General features: G+C 67.8%; 14 protein-coding genes, 2 tRNA genes and 1 pseudogene. 8 read left to right on the top strand and 9 right to left on the bottom strand.

Annotated features, from left to right (window positions below; all coding sequences use genetic code 11):
• From ACFY23_RS31580 to ACFY23_RS31570, 3 genes and pseudogenes are all read left to right on the top strand, one after another.
• A partial coding sequence (locus tag ACFY23_RS31580; RefSeq protein WP_350819726.1) for a UvrD-helicase domain-containing protein occupies positions 1 to 1,644 on the top strand: 1,644 nt, incomplete at its 5' end.
• A gap of 210 nt (positions 1,645 to 1,854) precedes the next feature.
• A pseudogene (locus ACFY23_RS31575) lies at positions 1,855 to 2,412 on the top strand (zinc-ribbon domain-containing protein); the annotation flags it as partial.
• A 30-nt stretch (positions 2,413 to 2,442) separates the two neighbouring features.
• Positions 2,443 to 4,560 (top strand): zinc-ribbon domain-containing protein, encoded by a 2,118-nt coding sequence (locus tag ACFY23_RS31570; RefSeq protein WP_350685106.1) that lies wholly within the window; start codon positions 2,443 to 2,445, stop codon positions 4,558 to 4,560.
• A 44-nt stretch (positions 4,561 to 4,604) separates the two neighbouring features.
• Here the strand turns inward: ACFY23_RS31570 and ACFY23_RS31565 are convergent, their stop codons facing one another.
• The 4 genes from ACFY23_RS31565 to ACFY23_RS31550 are packed head-to-tail and all read right to left on the bottom strand — an operon-like array spanning position 4,605 to position 11,771.
• A complete protein-coding gene (locus ACFY23_RS31565; protein ID WP_350685104.1) occupies positions 4,605 to 7,535 on the bottom strand; it encodes a type I restriction endonuclease subunit R in 2,931 nt (976 codons plus the stop codon).
• Positions 7,532 to 8,707 carry a restriction endonuclease subunit S gene (locus tag ACFY23_RS31560; protein WP_350685103.1) on the bottom strand — a complete coding sequence of 392 codons (1,176 nt, stop codon included), beginning with the start codon at positions 8,705 to 8,707 and terminating at the stop codon, positions 7,532 to 7,534. Before ACFY23_RS31560 ends, ACFY23_RS31565 begins: the two co-directional genes overlap by 4 nt.
• Positions 8,704 to 10,194: a class I SAM-dependent DNA methyltransferase gene (locus tag ACFY23_RS31555; RefSeq protein WP_350685102.1), complete on the bottom strand. Its 1,491-nt coding sequence runs from the start codon at positions 10,192 to 10,194 to the stop codon at positions 8,704 to 8,706. Before ACFY23_RS31555 ends, ACFY23_RS31560 begins: the two co-directional genes overlap by 4 nt.
• Complete coding sequence (locus ACFY23_RS31550) at positions 10,191 to 11,771, bottom strand: class I SAM-dependent DNA methyltransferase (protein ID WP_350685101.1); 1,581 nt, start codon at positions 11,769 to 11,771, stop codon at positions 10,191 to 10,193. The genes ACFY23_RS31555 and ACFY23_RS31550 overlap by 4 nt, the downstream gene beginning before the upstream one ends.
• A gap of 1,310 nt (positions 11,772 to 13,081) precedes the next feature.
• Between ACFY23_RS31550 and ACFY23_RS31545 the strand changes: the two genes are divergently transcribed.
• Positions 13,082 to 13,156, top strand: a tRNA-Arg gene (locus ACFY23_RS31545).
• 244 nt (positions 13,157 to 13,400) lie between these two features.
• Here the strand turns inward: ACFY23_RS31545 and ACFY23_RS31540 are convergent.
• The 3 genes from ACFY23_RS31540 to ACFY23_RS31530 form a co-directional block, all read right to left on the bottom strand.
• Positions 13,401 to 14,105 carry an AbiV family abortive infection protein gene (locus tag ACFY23_RS31540; RefSeq protein WP_350685100.1) on the bottom strand — a complete coding sequence of 235 codons (705 nt, stop codon included), beginning with the start codon at positions 14,103 to 14,105 and terminating at the stop codon, positions 13,401 to 13,403.
• Positions 14,106 to 14,852: 747 nt separating this feature from the next.
• Positions 14,853 to 14,924, bottom strand: a tRNA-Val gene (locus tag ACFY23_RS31535).
• Between the two features lie 103 nt (positions 14,925 to 15,027).
• Positions 15,028 to 15,570 carry a TIGR02611 family protein gene (locus ACFY23_RS31530; protein ID WP_350819731.1) on the bottom strand — a complete coding sequence of 181 codons (543 nt, stop codon included), beginning with the start codon at positions 15,568 to 15,570 and terminating at the stop codon, positions 15,028 to 15,030.
• 304 nt (positions 15,571 to 15,874) lie between these two features.
• Here ACFY23_RS31530 and ACFY23_RS31525 point away from each other — a divergent pair, with 304 nt between their 5' ends.
• Positions 15,875 to 16,306 (top strand): SsgA family sporulation/cell division regulator, encoded by a 432-nt coding sequence (locus tag ACFY23_RS31525; protein ID WP_007457244.1) that lies wholly within the window; start codon positions 15,875 to 15,877, stop codon positions 16,304 to 16,306.
• Between the two features lie 103 nt (positions 16,307 to 16,409).
• On the opposite strand, the gene ACFY23_RS31520 is transcribed toward ACFY23_RS31525, so the two are convergent.
• Positions 16,410 to 17,186, bottom strand: coding sequence for an SDR family oxidoreductase (locus tag ACFY23_RS31520; protein ID WP_350687460.1), 777 nt, complete (start codon positions 17,184 to 17,186; stop codon positions 16,410 to 16,412).
• A 340-nt stretch (positions 17,187 to 17,526) separates the two neighbouring features.
• On the opposite strand from ACFY23_RS31520, the gene ACFY23_RS31515 reads away from it, so the two are divergent.
• The 3 genes from ACFY23_RS31515 to ACFY23_RS31505 are packed head-to-tail and all read left to right on the top strand — an operon-like array spanning position 17,527 to position 19,404.
• Positions 17,527 to 18,429: an AraC family transcriptional regulator gene (locus ACFY23_RS31515; RefSeq protein WP_350819724.1), complete on the top strand. Its 903-nt coding sequence runs from the start codon at positions 17,527 to 17,529 to the stop codon at positions 18,427 to 18,429.
• A gap of 7 nt (positions 18,430 to 18,436) precedes the next feature.
• Positions 18,437 to 18,892: an Rrf2 family transcriptional regulator gene (locus ACFY23_RS31510; protein WP_089001265.1), complete on the top strand. Its 456-nt coding sequence runs from the start codon at positions 18,437 to 18,439 to the stop codon at positions 18,890 to 18,892.
• On the top strand, positions 18,892 to 19,404 hold the full coding sequence (locus tag ACFY23_RS31505) for a GNAT family N-acetyltransferase (RefSeq protein ID WP_350819722.1): 513 nt from the start codon (positions 18,892 to 18,894) through the stop codon (positions 19,402 to 19,404). Before ACFY23_RS31510 ends, ACFY23_RS31505 begins: the two co-directional genes overlap by 1 nt.
• Positions 19,405 to 19,500: 96 nt before the next feature.
• On the opposite strand, the gene ACFY23_RS31500 is transcribed toward ACFY23_RS31505, so the two are convergent.
• Complete coding sequence (locus ACFY23_RS31500) at positions 19,501 to 20,073, bottom strand: flavin reductase family protein (RefSeq protein WP_350819721.1); 573 nt, start codon at positions 20,071 to 20,073, stop codon at positions 19,501 to 19,503.
• Positions 20,074 to 20,083: the final 10 nt, after the last annotated feature.

The raw sequence follows: 20,083 nt of genomic DNA, 5'->3' as shown, positions 1-20,083 counted from the left end.
CCGGCATCGCCCACCTCCACAACATCATCCTCGCCGGGTGACACCAGCACCGTTGCCAGGCAACGCCTTCACCGAGTTACGAGACGTCCTTTAGTGCGGCCGTTCCTACCGGCTCCCGTTGACGCCAACCACCGAACGTTCCGACGGCTGGAAAGCTGGCGCGATGCGCCACGCCAACTGCGCCAGATCGACTACCTGCCCGACCCCGCCGAGCCCCGCCAACGGCACACCTTCGACCTCGCAGACTTTCAGTTCCGCTATCCAGGCACGTTCGCCGCACCGGTCGCGACCCTGACCGGCCGCGCCCGCAGCGAGGGCGGCCGTCGGCATCTCAGCGACGAGCAGATCACAGCCGTGTGCCGCCTGGCGGAGCAGCAGCGCACCCGACTGGCCAACGACTACCGGCTTTTCACCGGCGAAGAAACCCGCCGCGCAGCCGACCGCAACCTGGCCAACCACGCACGTCTCCTCAAACAGACCCTTCCCGCCCGCTTCAGTGAACTCATCGTCGACGAAGCCCAGGACTGCTCCGCCATCGACGTGAACCTGCTCCTGGCCATCCAAGAGTTGGGCCTTCCCACCCTCGTCATCGCTGACCCGGACCAGGCCATTTATGGTTTCCGTAACCCCGGTCCGCCCGCGATCAACCGCCTACTGGATCAAATGGAGACGGTCGAGCTGACCGGCAACTGGCGCTCCTCCACCGCGGTGTGCCGCCTTGCCGCGACCATGCGCACCACCCCACGCCGGCGAACCCCAGACAGACCTCTCGCCGACCACCACGACGTCGAGCTGCCCATCCACCTCATTCCCTTTGACGGCGGAATGGAGCTGTCGACCTTCGACGACATCGCCACCCGGGCCGGCATCCCTCCAACCAGGCGCCTCGTCCTCGCCCACGCCGCCGCGACTCTGCCCGGGGCCGGCGCCGATCCCCGACGGCCACCAGCCAACCCCACCAGCGCCCTGGCGTGGGCGGTCGCGATGCTCCGTCAGACAGCGCCGGACCAACGCAGCCAGGCCCTGGCCGAACGGATCCTTCAGGCCGGGCTGCTGCGCTACTGGATGCCCGGCGCCGATACCACTGCGGCCACCGACCTCCGCAGCGCCTACGGCATCGATCCGCACCACCTGCGCCGCCTCGCCGCCCGCGCGCTCGATGAGCTACCCGACCTCGCTCTGCCCGCCGCCGAATGGTGCGCCGCCGCCCGCCGAGTTCTCAACACGCTGAACCCCCTGCCAGGCAGCGGTCCGCCCTCGGGCAAGACACTTACCTGTCCGCAAGGCAAGGGCACCAAGAGCGCAGCATCGCTCGCCGGCGTGCCCACGATGTCGATTAGTAGGCCTGCAGTGCGCGCCGACACCGTGCACCAAGTGAAAGGCGAGGAGGCCGACGCTGTCCTGATGCTCCTCCCCGACGACGAGCGCACCGCCCACCTGCTCACGGCATGGACGGCCGGCGCGGTCCCCGCGCCCGCCGGCCCGGCTCCCGCCGTGCACGAGACCGCTGAAGCCCTTCGCGTGCTCTACGTCGCTGTCACCCGGGCCCGCCGACTCGCCGCGATCGCTCTCCCCGCCCGACACATCGCCGCGACAGCCCAGCACCTCAGGATTCTCGAGGTACCTACGAACGTGACTACCTGATGGTCGTTATCACTCAACGGACCGTCTTCATCAATACAGGCACCCACACCAGCCACTCGCAGCGCAGGCGCTTCCATAAGCAGGGGGAGGTGTCCGAGACTGTCCAATCTTCAGACAGTCCCGAACATCACCCGCGGTGCGCGACGCCACTCTCTGGGTCGCGGTGGGCGTAGCGTCCGCTGGGTTGTCGCAGAACCAGCGAGAACGGAAGTGTCCCACCACGCGATTACCCTTTCGGCTGTGCCAACCACGGAAAGAGAAGCCGTCGGCTCGGGCGAGGATGCCGAGCTGGGCCCTGCCAGCACTGCCCGGCCCGCCGGCTCCGAAACACGATCGGTGCCGGCCCTCCGGGCGGCGCCGGCGCGGCGCGGCCTAACTCTGCGGGACGGGTACCCGCACCTGGTTGCGATGGTTCACCCGGACCTCAATCCCGCACTTGACCTGGCAACCCTGTCAGCCGGGAACGGACGGAAACTTTGGTGGAGGTGTCCCGAGGGACCTGACCACGAGTGGCAGGCCGTCGTAGGGAACATGACGAGGCCGGGTGCACAGTGCCCGTTCTGCGCCGGCCAACGAGTATCGGTAACGAACTCCCTCGCGGCCCGGTACCCAGCCGTTGCCGCGCAGTGGCATCCCACCAAGAACCGCGACCTGACCCCGGACACCGTCGTGTTCGGCAGCAATCGGACCGCTTGGTGGTGGTGCGACTTGGGACCTGATCACGAGTGGCAGGCGCAGATCTCTTCGCGTACGACTGGCGGGAACGGCTGCCCCTTCTGCGCCAACAAGAGGGTGTCCGTGACGAATTCGCTTGCGGCCCGCTACCCAGATGTTGCCGCGCAGTGGCATCCCACCAAGAACGGCGACCTGACCCCCGGCGCGGTGGTGTTCGGAAGCGGAACGGTGGTGTGGTGGCTGTGCGACAAGGCCCCGGACCATGAGTGGCAGGTGCGGATCGTGCAACGCACGACCATGGGCACCAACTGCCCGTGCTGCGCTAATCAGAAGGTGTCGGTCAGCAATTCACTCGCCGCCCTGTTCCCTGAGGTCGCCGCGCAGCTGGACCTAGCCGGCAACGGCGGGATCACCGCCGACCAGGTGATCGCCGGCAGCAATAAGCCGTTGTGGTGGATCTGCGACAAGGGGCCGGACCACACCTGGCGGGTCTCGCCGAACAGCCGCACCTTCTACAGGACCGGCTGCCCGGCATGCGCGAGCAATCAGGTGTCGTCCACGAACTCTCTTGCCGCGCTGTTTCCGGCTGTCGCAGCGCACTGGCACCCCGACCGGAACGGGCCGCTTCGGCCTGATCAGGTGACCGCGCAGAGCAACAAGCTCGTGTGGTGGCGCTGCGCGGTCGACCCTCGCCACGACTGGCCGGCTAGCCCCAAATCCCGCACCCGCGGCCGGACCGACTGCCCGTACTGCGCCAACAAGAAGGTGTCTCCAACGAACTCCCTCGCCGCTCGGTTTCCGGAGATCGCGGCGCAGTTCGATCCGGCGCTGAACGATGGTCTCACCGCCGATCAAATCGTTGCTGGCAGTGCGACACCAGCCGTCTGGCGATGCGACGCCGGTACCGACCATGTTTGGTCGACCCCGGTGTGCGGCCGCACCGCCCGAGACGCCGGCTGCCCGGCCTGCGGGGGACGGCAGCTGTCGAAGACGAACTCGCTCGCGACTAAGTACCCAGAAATCGCCGCGCAGTGGCACCCCACCAGGAACGGCACCCGCACCCCGGCCGATGTGATCGGCACGAGCAGCGTCGATCGTGCCTGGTGGATCTGCCGCGAAGGCCCGGACCACGAGTGGGAGACGATCATCCGAACCCGAACTGTCGCCGGTGCCGGATGTCCATGCTGCGCCGGGCTGCGCCTATCGGTGACGAACTCGCTCCAGGCCCGGCACCCCACGATCGCGGCCCAGTGGCATCCCACCAGGAACGGGGACCGAACCCCCGACCAGATCGTCGCCGGGAGCGGTGAGGCGGTGTGGTGGAAGTGCCCTGAGGGCCCCGATCACGAGTGGAGGGTGTCGGTAGACAAACGAACGTCGGCCCGCACCGGCTGTCCAGCCTGCGCCGGCTGGCAGGTGTCGGTTACGAACTCGCTCGCGACCCTCTACCCAGCGGTCGCCGCTCAACTCGATCCCGCCCTCAACGGCGGGCTCACCGCCGACAAGGTGGTCAGCCGCAGTGACCGTACCCTCGTATGGCGGTGCCCGGCCGGGCCGGATCACACCTGGCCCGCCAAGGTGTACTCCCGCACGGCAAACGGTCTGGGCTGCCCCTGTTGCGCCGGAATTCGTCTTTCCAGCACCAACTCGCTCGCCACCCGGTTCCCGGAAGTCGCCGCCGAGCTCGACCCAGCCCTCAACGGAGGCCGCACCCCTGATCAGATACTCGCTGGTACCCAGGAGCGGTTCACCTGGCGGTGCCGCACCGATCCAGCCCACCTCTGGACAACGTCGGTGGCGAACCGGACAACCGGCACCGGACACGGTTGCCCCACATGCGCAGTCACCGGGTTCCGCCCTACCCTTCCCGCGTATCTGTACCTGCTTGGCCGCACCTACGAAGGGCAGGAGCAGCGGAAGATTGGGATCACGAATGTACCGGCGGCACGGCTGAAGAAGCTGCGCCGGTTCGGCTGGATGCTGATTGAGATCAGCGACGAGATGGACGGCGGGCGCGCATACGAGCTGGAGCAAGCGTTCCTCCGCGGTCTCCTCAGCCGTGGGCTGCGCCGCACCCGATCGTCGCTCGTGGTCGATCGGCAGGACGGGTACACCGAGGCGTGGGAGTACGGCGAGCTTCCCATCGACTCGCTCGGCGACGCGTTCCGCGAAATCGCGCGGTTACTGGGCGAAGACCAGGCATGTGAAGATGCTGGCGCCAGGACTGGTAGCGGTGCGTAGCATCAACCGTCCTTGCGGCCTTCGCCTGTGCCGAGCAGGCAGCGTTAGTAGTACTCGCGGATGTAGCCGAGGGCACGCTCGTAAACGTCGTTGTCGCGGATCTTGAACTTGGTCCAGAGCGTCTTGCGGAGGGACTGCTGGACCAGTCGGTCGCCCTCACGGGTGTCCTGCCAGCCTGTGAACCGCACCGCCCGAACGACTTCGTCGACCTCGTTGACGATCTTCTCGGCGATGATCGGGGTGCCGTTGCCCTTGAGGGACTGGAACAGCTCGGTGAGCGCCGCCTTGCCTTGGTCCTCGCGGGGCACCTCGGCGGCGGCCTTCTCCGCGGCCACGGTGTCCCGGGCGAGGGCGAACAGCTCCTTGAGGAAGTCCAGGCTGGCCTGCTGGGAGTGCGCGTACTTCTCCCGCAGCGCGGTGAGCCGTTTGCCGAGTTCGATGAAGACAGGATTACCGATGTGCTTGGCGATACGGACGGTAATCCACTTTTCGACCTCGACCGGGTCGACGTCCTTCCGCCGGCCTGTCATGAGGTCTTCGATCACCTGGGCGTCCAAGACGATCATGTCGAGGTCGCTACGGGGTACCTCGACGGTGACGTGTTCGTTGATGAGTTCCAACGTTTTGGCACCGAGGGTGTGCCACACGAGCCGACCGGCGATGTCCGACGGCCGCACCGACTCGTAGACGTCGGTGAGCCACCGGTAGTCGGCCGCGTAGGTGGAGAGGATCGGGTCCGGGCTGAGGGTTTCCCACAGTTGGGCGACGACGCTGAAGGCCGCGCCGAAAGCGTCGCGGGCCTCATCGCTGCTGATCGCGGTCTGGGCGGCGATCAGCCCCTCGTACCCACCCACAGTGCGATCAACGCCGGGAAAGAACGCCAGCGCTGCCTGGATGGCCGGGCCGAGCTGGGTTCGCAGCACGGCGATGTTGCTGATCACCTGCTGGACGTTCTTGTCGTCGAAGGCGAACGCCTTGGCGACGTCGTCGAAGATGCCCAGGTAGTCGACGATCAGCCCGTGCGTCTTGTTCGGTGGGTAGACCCGGTTGGTGCGGGTGATCGCTTGGAGCAGGTTGTGCTCCTTGAGCGGCTTGTCGAGATACTGCGCGTAGAGGATCGGCGCGTCGAACCCGGTGAGGAGCTTCGCCGTAACGATGATGATCTTCAGCGGGTCGGCCGGGTCGTTGAATCGGGCAGTGATGCGCTCCAACTCGTCCCGGTCGGGGGTGTACTCAGTCCATTCCTCCGGGTCGCGAGCGGTGCGGCTCATGACGACCGTGGAGGCGTCGGGACCGAGGATCTCGTCGAACTCCTTCTTGTAGGCGACGCAGGTCGCCTTGTCGTAGACGACTACCTGTGCCTTGAGCCCCTGTGGCTCGACCTTGGTCCGGAAGTGTTCGGCGATGTCGGCCGCGATCCGGCGGACCCGCTCGTCCGCCTTGATCAACACCTCGAGCGATGCGGCCCGCTTCGACAGCGTGCTCTTGTCTACCTCGGTGAGTCGGTGCTGCTCGGCCAGCTCGGCGAACGCCGCATCGATCGCGGCCTCGTCAAGGTGGATTTCCGACAGGCGCGGCTCGAAGTGCAGCGGCAGCGTCGCCCCGTCGCGGATCGAATCCTGGAACGAGTACCGCGAGAGATAGCCACCTTCATCGTCTGTGGATCCGAACCACATGAAGGTGTTGCGGTCCCGCCGGTTGATCGGGGTGCCGGTCAGGCCGAAGAGGAAAGCGTTCGGCAGGGCCTCGCGCATCTTGCGCCCGTAATCACCCTCCTGGGAACGGTGGGCCTCGTCGACCATGACGATGATGTTGTCGCGGTCGTCCAGCACCCCCGGCGCCTCGCCGAACTTGTGCACGGTGGTGATGATGACCTTTCGAGCGCCCGTCGTGAGAAGAGCTTGTAGCTCCCTGCGGCTGTCGGTCGAGACGAGGTTTGGCACGTCCGAGGCGTTGAACGTGCCGGTGATCTGGGTGTCCAGGTCGATCCGGTCGACCACGATGATCACCGTGGGGTTCGTCAGACCGGCCGTCGCGCGCAGCTTCTGCGCGGTGAAGACCATGAGCAGCGACTTGCCAGAACCCTGGAAGTGCCAGATCAGGCCCTGCTTGATTCGTCCGTGCAGCACTCGTTCCACGATGAGGTTCGTCGCCTGGAACTGCTGGAAGCGAGCGATGATCTTGATCTTGCGGTGCTTCTTGTCGGTGGCGAACACCGTGAGGAACCGCAGGAAGTCCAGCACCGCCGCCGGTGACAGCACGCCCTCTACGGCCTCGCGCACCACCGCCAAGCCGGTCCGCGCCGGGGCGTCCTCGTCGGTCTCTTCGCGCCACGGGCCCCACAGGCCGACCGGCATGCCGATCGAGCCGTACCGGAAGTCCTTGCCTTCGGTGGCAAAGTTGAACACGTTGGGGACGAAGAACGCCGGCACGTTGATCTCGTAGTCCTCGTTGATTTGCGCCGCCGCGTCGATCCAGGAGTACGCGGGGCGGACCGGCGACTTTGCCTCGCCGACGACCAGCGGGAAACCGTTGCACCACAGCACCAGGTCGAAGCGGCGCTCGACCCGCCCGACCCGGTACGTCACCTCTGTGGAGACCAGCCACTGGTTGGCGCTCAGCTCCGGGTTGTCGAAGTCGATGAGTCGGATGGTGACGTGCTCTCCGGCCGGGCCGAACGGCATCGACTTCTGCCCGGTCAGCCACGCGGCGAACTGCTCGTTCGCCACCACCGGATTCGGCGTACGCCGAGCGGACAGGATGACCGCCCGCAGGTGGTAGATCACCTCGTCTGCCAGCCGCGGATCAGCCTCTATGACGGGGTTCAACCGGCTCAGAGCTTCCTTGACCGACCCCTCCAGCAGCACCTCATCCTCCCGGCGCGGCAACTGCTTGCCGGGCACGAACTGGATGTCAGACGACGCGACAAGGTCCCGCACGAAGTCCCGAACCGTGTTCGCCTCGTTGAAGCTCACGTCGCGTCTCCAAATATCTCCACGAGCAAGCCCTCACGGATCTTCGAAATGGCAGCCACTTCGACCCCCACACTTGCTTTCGCTACTAGGAAATCAGCACGCCGGTTCAAGAGAGCCTTTTGCTCGAGCACCGAAATCCGAGGAAGTAAAACGTTGCTCAATACCGACAGATTGAGAGTTTTTCGCGCACTTTCAAAGGCGGCCGAAAGTAGCGTCGACTGAAGTCGATCGGAAGAGAGAACCCACGCAAGAAAATCAGGCAGCATCACTTTAGAATTTGGACTGATGCGGGCCAAAGCGCGGGCGATGTTGCAGCCCTCGAACTCGTCGGTAACAACCCAGGTACGACCAATAGTCCCGACGATCGACACAAGAACGTCACCAGCCACAATTTTTGACCTTCGGTACTGCAGATCGACCTCGGGGGAAATCCTCTTCAGATCACGGCGGCTGGGATTTCCTGATTCCAGATCCATGACACGAACCAGCCCGACGCCACGCTCAGCCTCGACACCTGGCTGAACTACGCCATAGCAGAGAGGACGATCGTTTGATACTGCCTCCACAAGGGGCAACGACCAGTCCAATCCTGTGATTGCATCACGAGTCCAGATCGATTCTGCCGATGCAAGAGCTCGGCCCGCTTCAACCAACGCAAGCCGATTCCGTTCGACGGCCCAGAGAAGCTCGGCCAAGCGCACTTGTTCTTGGAGGGGCGGCAAGTCGAATTGGTAATTCGCTAGGTCAGTCCAGTTGATGTACGGGTTGACCGAACCACGCGAGTTGGCCACAGCGTAGGAGTGGAATGCCTCCGCGCTCAACAGGAACGGCATAAACTCCTGAAGCAGGACGGTCTGATCGCGGGTTTCTAGGACGAAGGTCTTCTCCCCCGTAATCCCCTCGAACTCGGGCACGGCCGTCTTGCGGAGGTACGAACGTCGCGACACGTAGAGGACATGGCCGGGCCGGAAGCGCTTGTAGAACATAGGGCCGATGGGGTCCCGCCCGATGACGCCCCACTCCTTGATGTGAAGGCTGTTGCTCGGGATGTGCTCTCCGGCGAGAAACCGTTCGAGGCCGGAGGTCTCCGGGTCGACCCGATCCGTGACATGCCTGATCACGTCTCCGAGCGCGACGCGCTTCCAGCCGCTCTTGTCGAGGGTGAGGCTCATCTGTTGACCTCCTGTCCCAGCAGCGCGAGCACGTCGTCGATGGCGAGGTCTGCTTGCGCTGCTGATACCCGCCATACGTTGACCGCGTCAGTGACGCTTAGTGCTTCGGCTGCCCCGGTCGTGGCAGTGCGGGTGACGTAGAGCTGGATGGCAAGGCTGTGACCTTTGTCGCGGATTTCATCGAGAGTGGCGATCGCGGCGAAGCCTTCTTGGTCCTCGAAACCCTCGTAGGCTGCGAGGATTTTCTGCTGGTGGTGCTCACGCAGGAACGACTGGCTCTGCTCGCGCGCGACTTCCGTCCGGGCGTCGATGAAGAGGATCTTCCCCTTCCGATCGACTGGCTTGCGTGACCGTAGGATTACGACGGCAGCTGGCATGGGCGAGTTGTAGAACAGGCCCTCTCCAAGCCCCAGTACGCACTCGACGAGATCCGACTTGATCAGCCCTGCCCGCATTTCAGCCTCGTCCCGGCGGAACAGCACGCCATGAGGAAGGAGAATCGCGGCGCGGCCGGTTTCGGGGTCGAGGCTGGCGGCGATGTGCTGGAAGAAGGCGTAGTCGGCGCGGCCCTGCGGCGGGACGCCCCATATATTGCGGCCGTACGGGTCGTTGGCAAACGCGGTGCGGTTCCACGCCTTGATGGAGTACGGCGGGTTGGCGAGCACCACGTCAAAGGTGCGCAGCCTGGCACCGTCGAGGAAGGCCGGCTTGGTCAGCGTGTCACCGTGCGCGATGTCTCCGTCGGCGATGCCGTGCAGGAAGAGGTTCATCCGGGCGATGGCTGACGTTCCATAGTTCAGTTCTTGCCCGTAGAGGCGCAGGTTGCGCCACTCCTTGCCCTGCCGGCGCAGCTCGGCGGCGGTGGAGATGAGCATTCCCCCGGTGCCGCAGGTCGGGTCATAGACCGACTCCCCTGGCTCGGGCTTGAGCATCATCGTCATCAGATGAACGAGGGTGCGGTTTGTGTAGAACTCCTGGGCGGTGTGGCCGGAGTCGTCGGCGAACTTCTTGATCAGGTACTCGTACCCCTGACCAAGTTCATCCTCGGGCAGGTTCGCCACAGAGAGCGTCTTGGCGGAGAAGTGCTCGATGAGCTGCTTGAGGGTCCGGTCGGGCAGCAGGTTCTTGTTGCCCCAGTCGCCGTCACCGAACACGCCGGTCAGGGTGTCCGGGTTGGCCGCCTGGATCGCACGCATGGCGGCGAGGATCGCCGCGCCGACGTCGCTCGCAACCTCACGAATGTCCTGCCAGTGGGCGCCGTCGGGGATGGCGAAGCGGTGGTTCTCCGGCAGGTCGGCTGCCTCGTCGTCACCGTAAATGGCTAGCGCCGCAGCGCGTTCCTCGTCGTAGACATCGGAGAGTCGCTTGAGGAAGACCAACGGAAAGATGTACTGCTTGTAGTCGCCAGCATCGATGAGGCCGCGCAGCACAACGGCCGCGCCCCACAGGTAGGACTCCAGTTCGCGCTGAGTGATGCGGCCGCTCACGCCGTCACCTCGCTCGGGCCAAGACCCCACTTGGCCAGTTCGCCTTCCAGCGCGGCGCGAGTCTCGCGGGCGCCGGCGTGGGCCGCTTTGAGGTCGGTCAGGGCCTGCTCCAGCGTGCGCTGTTCGCCATCGTCGACGGGTGCGACGTACAGCGGGATGTTGAGGTTGAAATTGTTGGCCTTGATGTCGTCGAGCGTGGCGACCGCCGCAAGGCCGGGTGCGTTGGTGAACGCCTGGACGCTCCGCAGCAGGGTGTCAGCGTGCTCGGGTTCGAGGCTGTTCTGGTTACGGCCGCGCTTGAACAGCGTCTCACCGTTGACGAACAGCACCCTGCCCTTGCGGTCGTCGGCCTTGCGTCGGCGCAGGGTCAGCACGCACGCGGCCAGGCCAGTGCCATAGAAGAGGTTGGGCGCGAGGCCGATCACGGCCTCGACCAGGTCAGCCTTCAGGACGAACTCACGGATGCGGCCCTCGACGCCCTGGCGGAACAGCGCACCCTGCGGCAGTACGACTGCGACCCGACCCGTCCCGGGTGCTGCAGATTCGATCATGTGCTGGACCCAAGCCCAGTCGGCGTATCCCTTGGGGGGCACGCCCCCGAGCCGGTTCCGGCCCCACCGGTCGGTGGCCCATTCCACGTCCCCCCAGTTCTTGAGTGAGAACGGCGGATTGGCGATCACGCAGTCGAACCTGGTGAGGTGCGCGCCGTCGTAGAAGGCTGGCGAGCGCAGGGTGTCGTCGTGGGCGATCTTGAAGTCCTCGACCCCGTGAAGCAGCAGGTTCATCTTGGCGAGGCCCGAGGTGGCGAGCACTTTCTCCTGACCGTAGAGCTTGCCCCAAAGGGTCTGCGGCCGGCCACCCTGGCGCTTCACATGTTCGATGACCTCGATGAGCATGCCGCCCGTGCCGCAGGCGGGGTCGTAGACCGTCTCGCCCTCCTGCGGATCGAGGATGTCGACGAGCAGCCGCACCACCGAACGCGGGGTGTAGTACTCGCCGGCCTTCTTATTGGACTGGTCCGCGAACCGCTTGATGAGGTATTCGTACGCCTGCCCGAACACGTCCGGCGCAACGACCCGGTTACTCAGCGTCCGAGTGGAAAAGTGCTCGATGAGGTCGCGCAGCTTGGCATCGGGCAGCTTGTCCTTGTTTGTCCAGGCGGCGCTACCGAAGATGCCGTACAACACGTCCGGGTTGACCTTCTCTATCGCCCGGAAGGTAGTCACCAGGGCCTGCCCGACGTTTTCCGTGCGAGCCCGCACGTCCTCCCAAAGGCTGCCGGTGGGGATGCCGAAGCGGTGGTTCTCGGGGAACGACGCGTACTCGTGGTCGCCGTCCGACTCCGCCAGGGCCCGCTCGTACTCCTCGGTATAGACGTCGCTGATCCGCTTGAAGAACATCAGCGGGAAGATGTACGCCTTGAAGTCCGCCTGGTCGATGCTTCCGCGCAGCAAGTCAGCGGCCCGGGCGAGATACTGCTCCAGCTCTGGCAGACTCAACGGAACGGCGAGCGTGTCGTGCGCCAGCCTGGTGGCGCGCGCGTAGCGGTCAGCCGGCCGAGCATCGATCAAGGTCATGCTGGTTGTCATCTCCTCGCGGCCTGCGATCACGCACTCGTTGCCGGCCCTACGGTAGCCGCAATGGCGGACAAGGAGGGTGCAGGGCCGGCCGCCAGCCCCGCATCGTCGGCGGGATGAGTGGCGAACAGTCGACGCAAAGGGTAATCAGTTCACCACAGCAACTCGACATGATCGACACGCTTCTGCAGCGGCCGATATAGCGAACCAACAAGATCAAGGTACTCGTACGGATGCAGGCCACCATCAGCCTGATGAGGCTGGCACCACGGGCTCCCCCGCGATCCGATGCCCCAGGACGACCTGAGCCTGACGGTGAGACGCTGGTCGGCCGGCTCGGCACGTGGCAGGACGACGTGGGGGCGTGCCCGAGGACGAGTTGCGGGGGCTGGGTCGGCGGAGCCCGTGGTTGACCCGGGCGTTGGGTGCCGTCGGGGAGTGCGGACTGCCGGACGCCTGGATCGGCGCGGGCGTCCTTCGCGACATGGTGTGGGGTGAGCGGTACGGAGCGTCGAAGGTGTCGGTCACGTCCACCCCGTGCCGGGACAGCGGTGAGGCCGGGTTCGATCCGTCGGCCGTGCTCGACATCGACGTGGTCTTCTTGATCCGATGGACCTCAGCCGCGACAACGACGACCGGACCACCGGGCGGCTGGCGACAGCCTGGTCGGATCCGCCGTGGCAGGCGGAGAACCAGGCGGCCGTCCATACCTGGTATGTGACCAAGTTTGGCGGGGATCCGGTTGCCCGTTGCGCGCCATCACCGACGCGGCCGCCATCTGGCCCGAGTACGCCACCGCCATGCTGGTACGCCTCGACGCGCACGACCAGATCAGCGCACCTCGGGGTCGGCGGGCACCTCGGGCAGCGTGGTCTGCGCGCCGCACGGCCTCGATGAACTGCTCGACCGGGTGTGGCGGCGTAACCCGATCAGAGTCAGCCCGGAAGTCGCCCGGCAAAGACCCGCCGAACGCTGGCCCGCATCCGCGCGTGACCTGAGTCGGCGCTCGAAGCCCATGGAGGTTCGCCGCCGAGGCGCACTCCTACCTGCTGGCGGATCCCGGGCGGGTGGATCGCGCGGCACATCATGATCTTGAATGATGTGCGCGGGGTGTGCTCTCCAGCGGATGCCAACCCGGGTCAACCGGTGCCAGTGGGGGCACCGTGGCCGACCACCGGTCGCAAGCCGGGGTTCGTGTGCTCGGAGTGTGGTCCTGGGCTGGGAGAACAGGGGTGCGACTGACGTGGGCGAACGTGGGCCACTCCCTGCCACCCCAGGTGAACGCCCAGGTCGCTAAACTAGGCCCTCGCGCCCTCGTAGCTCAGGGGATAGAGCAACGGTTTCCTAAACCGTATGTCGCGGTTCGAATTCTGCCGGGGGCACCAGGTAAGACTTTTGATCACCGGTCATCGGTCTGTCTTTCGGGTTTCCGTGCCCGCTGCGTGCCGATCGCCTCGCCAGCTTCGCCCAGCTCGCGTCCAAGTGCTGCCCGATTTCAGCATCCCGACCATCGACCGCGCGGGCGTAGTGGCGCGTCGTCACGCTGGCATTGGCATGCCCGAGCCGGCGAGCAGCGATCAGGACGCCGTGCGAGTCCGCAACCCAGCTCGTGCCGTCATCAGCCCTGATTCAGCCCTCGGTTTCGTGCTCTGTGGCGCCGATCCCCCCACGGCGGAATTCCTCGGACGACTGTGACCAGTCCTCAGGGTGGGAGATGGGCAGAAGTCGGAACTGCTGATCGTGGGTGCTGTCGTACTCGGTGACTGCTTCCATCTTCATGCGGCTATGGTCGCGAATGAGCAGCATCTCCACGACCTGCGCGGCCACCGCCAGGTCGTCAGCGACCGTGCCCGCCCCGAAGCATGTCGGCGACGAGATGGTGCCCACCTTGTCCCGATCGACGTAGAAACCGCGTTGCTTGGCAGTATTCGCCTCCTTCGCAGCAGCCTCAGCCTCGCGCTGGCGACGCTGCCACGCGTCCTCCCACGACTCACCCTGCCGCCGCGTGTCCATGGCCTCGTAATCGCCCCAGAAGGCCGGCAATTCGTCGCCATAGACGAACGCCTCTAGGAACTTCTGAACGTGATCACGGCCATGTCTGGCGAGACGGTCCACCTTGCGAGGCTCGCTGTCCCCGGTGCTCCACGCAGACGAGAACGTGTCGTAGACCCAGACCGCTTTCCCGAGTTCCTCCTGAGCCAGCACGGTGAGGGCGCGAGCACGACCGAACGACCCTGCGCTCAGCAGCAGGTCTGCGTCAGCAATGAGGGAGGAGGCGTTGTCCATGAGGGCCTTCCAGAAGGTGCGTGCGTCCTGCGAGGTCGTCGTCGTCACCCGCTCAGTTTGACGAAGAGCACCGACAGGCAGCGTACGCGGACATCGTCTTGATCCCGCGGTGCCCGAGGGTCGTAGCCCGTCTTGCCGACCCACGTGTCGACGCACGCGGGCACCATTGGAGGAGGGCGCCGCCCTGGGGCGCTCAGAAGGTGTTGACATAGGCGGCGCAGATCCCGCCCAACGAGCAGTGGCCGCCGACGACGCCGGCGGGGCCGGCGTGCGTGACGAGGTCACAATCTCGACGGTGGACATCGACCCCGATGAGGGTCTTAGTGGGTGTCGCTCTTCGCAGGTCCACTGCTCGTAACAACTCAGTGCTCACCAGCTTGGTCAAGCGCCCAGCAACGCAGACGCCGCCACTCCGATCGTCGCAGCAGGTCTCGAAGGCTGCGGCTCCACAGCGGCCGTGGAGCAGGCTCCACCCGTAGCCGGAGGACGAACTCTTCTCCGTCGTCGGAGGAGACAGTGAACGGCCGGTTGGACATCGACACCCGGAGAACTCGCGTCCGCGGGGCTCGCGGACCAGGTCGCTCTTCTCGTGGTCGACCGGTTGCGCCGCCATGACGCTGACGACGGGATCGACGGGCATGTTGGTGGGCCGTGGAGGAGCGTCGCGTTTCCCCAGTTCAGGATCGCGAGACAGTTGCCATTGCTCCCAATCTGCTCCCAATTTAAGGGGCAAGACGGCAGAAGCCCGTTACCGGCGGTTCCGGCGACGGGCTTCTGACCTGCAAATATCTACGGTGGGCGATACTGGGATCGAACCAGTGACCTCTTCGGTGTGAACGAAGCGCTCTCCCGCTGAGCTAATCGCCCTCAGCGCCGATGACTCTACCTGATCGAGGGACCGGACCGGAAATCCGGGGTCCGCGCGTCGCCGGCGTCTTGCGCGCCACCCCGCCGCACCCCTGCCGGGACGTCAGTTCGTGGCGAGGTAGCGCAGCACCTCGGCGATCACGTCGATGCCGAAGCTGTACTTCAGCGACAGCCAGACCACCGAACCGACGAAGACCATGCCGACGGCGCCGAGCACGAAGCGTACGGCCAGTGATTGATTCTTCACCCACTGCGTCCAGTTGTGCACGTGTCGGCGGGTGAAGCCGAGCAGCCTGCGGGCCCAGTGGAACTCGACGGCCCAGATGCCGAGGCCGGCGATCACCAGCAGCCAGCCGGGCCCGGGCAGCGGGATGAGGGCGATGCCGACGGTCACCACGAGGGCGCCGGCGATGGCGATGAAGATCTTGAGGGTGACCCGGCCGGTCGGGTTGGCCCGGATCAGGTCGAGGGTGGTGGCGAGCCGCTGCCGCCAGCGTGGGCGACGCCGCTCGGCCAGCGCCGTTCCGCTGGCGCCACCCCGGCCGGCCGGCGTCCGGCCTGACCGGCCCTTCTGCTCCATCGGCACCCTGTACCCCCGCTTTTCGGCTGCCCGGACCGCGACTTTCGGCCCGCCCGGCGCGGCCATCGGATCCACTGAGGATCGTTTCGTGACCATTTCCTCCCCCAGTGTGGCTCGCGCCCGTCACTGCAACGGTCGACTGGACGTTACCGGAGTAAGTCGACGACTGAACCACCCGATGCCGGGCGGGATCGCGCACTGGGCAGAACCGGAAAACCCTACATGAATCCTCACATTCACGCGGACTTTCCGACCCCCTTCCCACCACTGGGTGAAGTCAGCGTATGGCGGAGCGTAGCCAGGAGTAGCACCTGAGTATGGGAAAAGCGGGACACGCGCGTTCCGCAGCGGTGCCGGGGGGAGATCGTCCATGAGTGTCATCCGACCGACGACCGTAGAGGTCGAGACGTCGCTAAGGCTCGTCGCACCTGACGCCACCGCCTTGCCGGTGCGTGCCAGTCTGCGTTACGACCCTGCTGATCCGTATGCGGTCCATGTCCTGTTCCACGCCGAATCCGCCGGTGGCGAGGCAGTCAGTTGGTCCTTCGCCCGGGAACTGCTGGTCACCGGCCTCGACGAGCCGGCCGGCATCGGCGACGTGCGGGTCTGGCCCTGGGCCACCCCGCGCGGGGACTTCGTCGCCCTGGCGCTGTCGTCGCCCGACGGCAACGCCCTCTTCGAGGTGCCGCGCAGCGTCCTGGTGCGCTTCCTGCGGCGGACCTACGTCGTCGTCCCGCGCGGTCGCGAGGCCGAGCACCTGGACGTCGACACCGCGGTGAACCGGCTGCTCGCCGGCCGCTGAAAAACCGGCAAGACCGACCATCCGGGGCCGCGCGGATCTGCCGAGTCCGCGCGGCCCCGGCCCATCAGGGGGTACGCGGGCAGCCTCCCGCCCGAGGCCGGGCTCAGCCGTGGGTGGTGATGCCGCCGTCGACCGGGATCACCGCGCCGGTCAGGTACGCCCCGGCGCGGGACGACAGGTAGATCGCGGCGCCGGCCATGTCCTCCGGCCGGCCGATCCGCCCGAGCGGCACCTGCCCCTCGATGGCGGCCCGGGAGGCGGGGTCGTCCAGCGCGAACGCCATCATCTTGCTCTCGAACGGCCCCGGCGCGATCGCGTTGACCGTGATCTGCTCGCCGGCGAGCTGGTGGGCGAGGCTGCGGGTGAGCATGTGCACGGCGGCCTTGGTCGCCGAGTACGCGTACACCTCCATGAACGGCACGCGGATGCCGTCGACGGAGCCGATGTTGATCACGCGGGCCGGGTCGTCGGCGCTGGCGGACGCGCGCAGCGCGGGCAGCAACGCGGTGGTGAGCCGGAAGACGGCCTTGACGTTGACGGCCCAGAGCTTGTCGAACGCGCTCTCCGGGTACGCCTCCAGCGGCGCGCCCCAGGTGGCGCCCGCGTTGTTGACCAGCACGTCGAGCCGGTCGACGCGCTCGCGGACGGCGGCGGCGAGCCCCTCCGCGCCCGCGTCGCTGCTGAGGTCGGCGGGGATGGCCTCGCACCGTCCCTCGGTGGAGAGCTCCTTGGCCACGGCCTCGCACACGTCGGCCTTGCGGGACGAGATGATCACGTGCGCGCCGGCCCGGACGAAGCCCTGGGCGATCATCAGGCCGATCCCCCGCGAGCCGCCGGTGACCAGGACCGTCTTGCCTGCTACCGAGAACAGATCCGTCATGCCCATCCCATCGCGAGTCGGCCGGGGCCGCCGGGGGTGAACGCGGTCGGCCCGGCCGGCGCGACCGGCTGCGGGCGTGCCGCGACCGGACGGCGCTACCGTTCGGTAACGTAGCCCGCCCCCGGCAGCCCGGACAACCCCCGCCCGCCGCCGCCCCGCCCGGGACGGTCGGCCGCGTGGGCACGGGCCGGACCGCCGCCCGGACACGGGCCCGACCGCCGCGGGGACCCGGGCCTGGCCGTCGCCCCGGGGGCGGCCGCGCCGGCGGGCCGACCGCTCGGTGAGCTGCGCGACGTCTTCGGGATGCAATGATCGTCGCCCCGGGCTACCGTCGCAGGCGATGGTCTCTTCCGGTCAGCTCACCCCCGCGCCGCCCGACACCCCTGCCACCGCCCCAGCCGAGATCGACACGCTCACCCTGGGTGACCTCGCGTCCGGCCCGGGCTGGCGACGTCCGGTGCTGCTGGACCGGGACCTGCTCATTCTGACCGCCGGCGGACACGGCGTCGCCGAGCTGGACTTCCGCGCGCTGCCCTGCCGGCCCGGCACGCTGCTGCGGGTGCGGGCCGGTCAGGTGCTGCGCTGCGCCGGCCCGCACCTCGACGCCACGGTGGTGCGGTGGGACGCCGACGCGCTGCGCGGGCTGGACGTCGACCCGGACGCCGTCCCGGCCCGGCTCCAGCTCGCCGGCGAGGACGAGGACGCGGTGATCACCGAGGTGAGCCAACTGGCGGTGGACTGCCAGCGGCACCACGGGGTGGCCGCAGCCCGCGGCCTGCTCCGCCACCAGCTCGCCGTGCTGCTGCTCCGGTTGTCCCTGCTGCCCGAGGGGCCCCGTCCGGTGCCGCGCGCGGAGGCGGCCACCTTCCACCGGCTCTGCCGGGAGATCGAGCGCGGCTACCAGCACACCCGCCGGGTCGAGGACTACGCCGACCGGTTGGGCTGCTCGGTGCGGACGCTCACCCGGGCCTGCCTGGCGGTGACCGGGCGCAGCGCCAAGCAGGTGGTCGACGAGCGGGTGGCCCTCCAGGCGAGCCGGCTGCTGGCCGCCACCGACGAGCCGATCGCCCAGATCGGGCGGCGGCTGGGCTTTTCCGAGCCGACGAACTTCGGCCGCTTCTTCACCCGCGAGGTCGGGATGAGCCCGGGCGCCTTCCGGGCCGCCCGTGAGCAGCCGGCGCCCGGTCCGGTCGTCCGGCCCCGTCCGCCCGCCGACGCGGTCGGTGGGCTCCGCCGGGCATGATGACGGGGTGCAGATCTCCGCGCGCGGTGACTACGCGGTACGGGCGGCGCTGAGCCTCGCCACCGCGTACCCCCGATTGCTCTCGACCCAGGCCATCGCGGCGGAGCAGGACATGCCGCGCAAGTTCCTGGAGGCGGTGCTGGCCGACCTGCGGCGGGCCGGCGTCGTCCGGGCGCAGCGCGGCGCGGAGGGCGGCTACACGCTGGCCCGGCCGCCGCGGGAGGTGACCGTCGGCGCGGTGCTGCGCGCGGTGGAGGGCCCGCTGGCCGGGGTCCGCGGCCTGCGCCCGGAGGAGACCAGTTACGAGGGCGCGGCGGAGAACCTGCCCGGGCTCTGGGTGGCGGTGCGGGCGGCCGTGCGACGGGTGGTCGACGAGGTGAGCCTCGCGGAGATAGTCAGTGGCCGGCTGCCCGCCCACGTGCGTAGGTTGACCGCCCTGCCCGACGCCTGGGAGCCGCGCTGATGCCCACCCCCACCCTGCACACCGACCGGCTGCTGCTGGAGCCCTACGGGCCCGACGACGCCGAGGACTTCGTCGCCCTCTTCACCGATCTTGAGGTGGGCCGGTTCATGGGCGACGGGCCGATGACGGCCGAGGCGGCCGGCGCCCTGTTCGGGCGGGTCTTCACCAAGGTCTACGCGGCCGACCTCTTCGACGTCTGGGCGGTCCGCCGCGACGGCCGGTACGTCGGGCACGCCGAGATCAAGCGGACCGACCAGGTCGACGGCCACGAGATCGTCTACGCGCTGGCGAAGCCGGCCTGGGGCGCCGGCCTCGGCACCGAGCTGGCCCGGGCCCTGGTCCGGTACGGCTTCGACGCCCTCGACCTGCCCCGGGTGTACGCGACGGTCGCCGACGCCAACCACGCCTCGCTGGCGCTGCTGGGCAAGCTCGGCTTCGTCCACGAGCGGGACATCGCGGAGGACGACGGCAGCGTCACCCGCGTCCTCGCCGTCGGCCGCGCCCCCGCCTGAGACACCCGGCGGGGCTCCCGGCGTCCCCGCTGGACGGCGGCGCGGCGGGGACGCCCACTCGGCCGCCGGCCGCACGCCCGCCGCCGCCGAGCCGGGTCAGGCCGGCATCGCCGCGGTCGCGCTGGTGTAGCCGCCGCGGTGGTAGACGAGCGGGTCCCCGTCCTCGCCACCGCCGAGGGCGAGCGGCTCGGCGACGAAGAGGGTGTGGTCGCCGGCCGGCAGCCGGTGCACGATCCGGCAGAGCAGCCGGGCCAGCGCCCCGGTCAGCAGCGGCACCCCGAACGGCCCCGTCGTCCAGTGCGGGTACGCGGCGAACCGGTCCACCCCGCTGGTGGCGAAGACCCGGGCGGCCTCCCGCTGGCCGGCGCCGAGCAGGTGCACGGCGACGTGCTCGGCCCGGGCGAGCACCGGCCAGCTCGACGAGTCGACGCCGAGGCAGAACGAGACCAGCGGCGGGTCCAGCGAGACCGAGGCGAACGACGTGGCGGTGAACCCGGCCCGGACGGGCTCGCCGAGGCCGCCGAGGCAGGCCCGCTCGACGGTGCCCGGCGCGACGGCGGTGACCACGGTGACCGTCGCGGCCTGCCGGCGCAGCAGCGTCCGGAACAGGTCCCGGTCCACCGGCAGCAGGTCGGCGACGTCCGCCCGGGGACGGTCGACGGTGGTCACGCCGGCACCA

The organism is Micromonospora sp. NPDC000121 (assembly GCF_042899165.1).
Lineage (GTDB): Bacteria > Actinomycetota > Actinomycetes > Mycobacteriales > Micromonosporaceae > Micromonospora.
The sequence above is the reverse complement of the archived record's forward strand: the minus strand, read 5'-3'. Positions and strand labels throughout refer to the sequence as shown.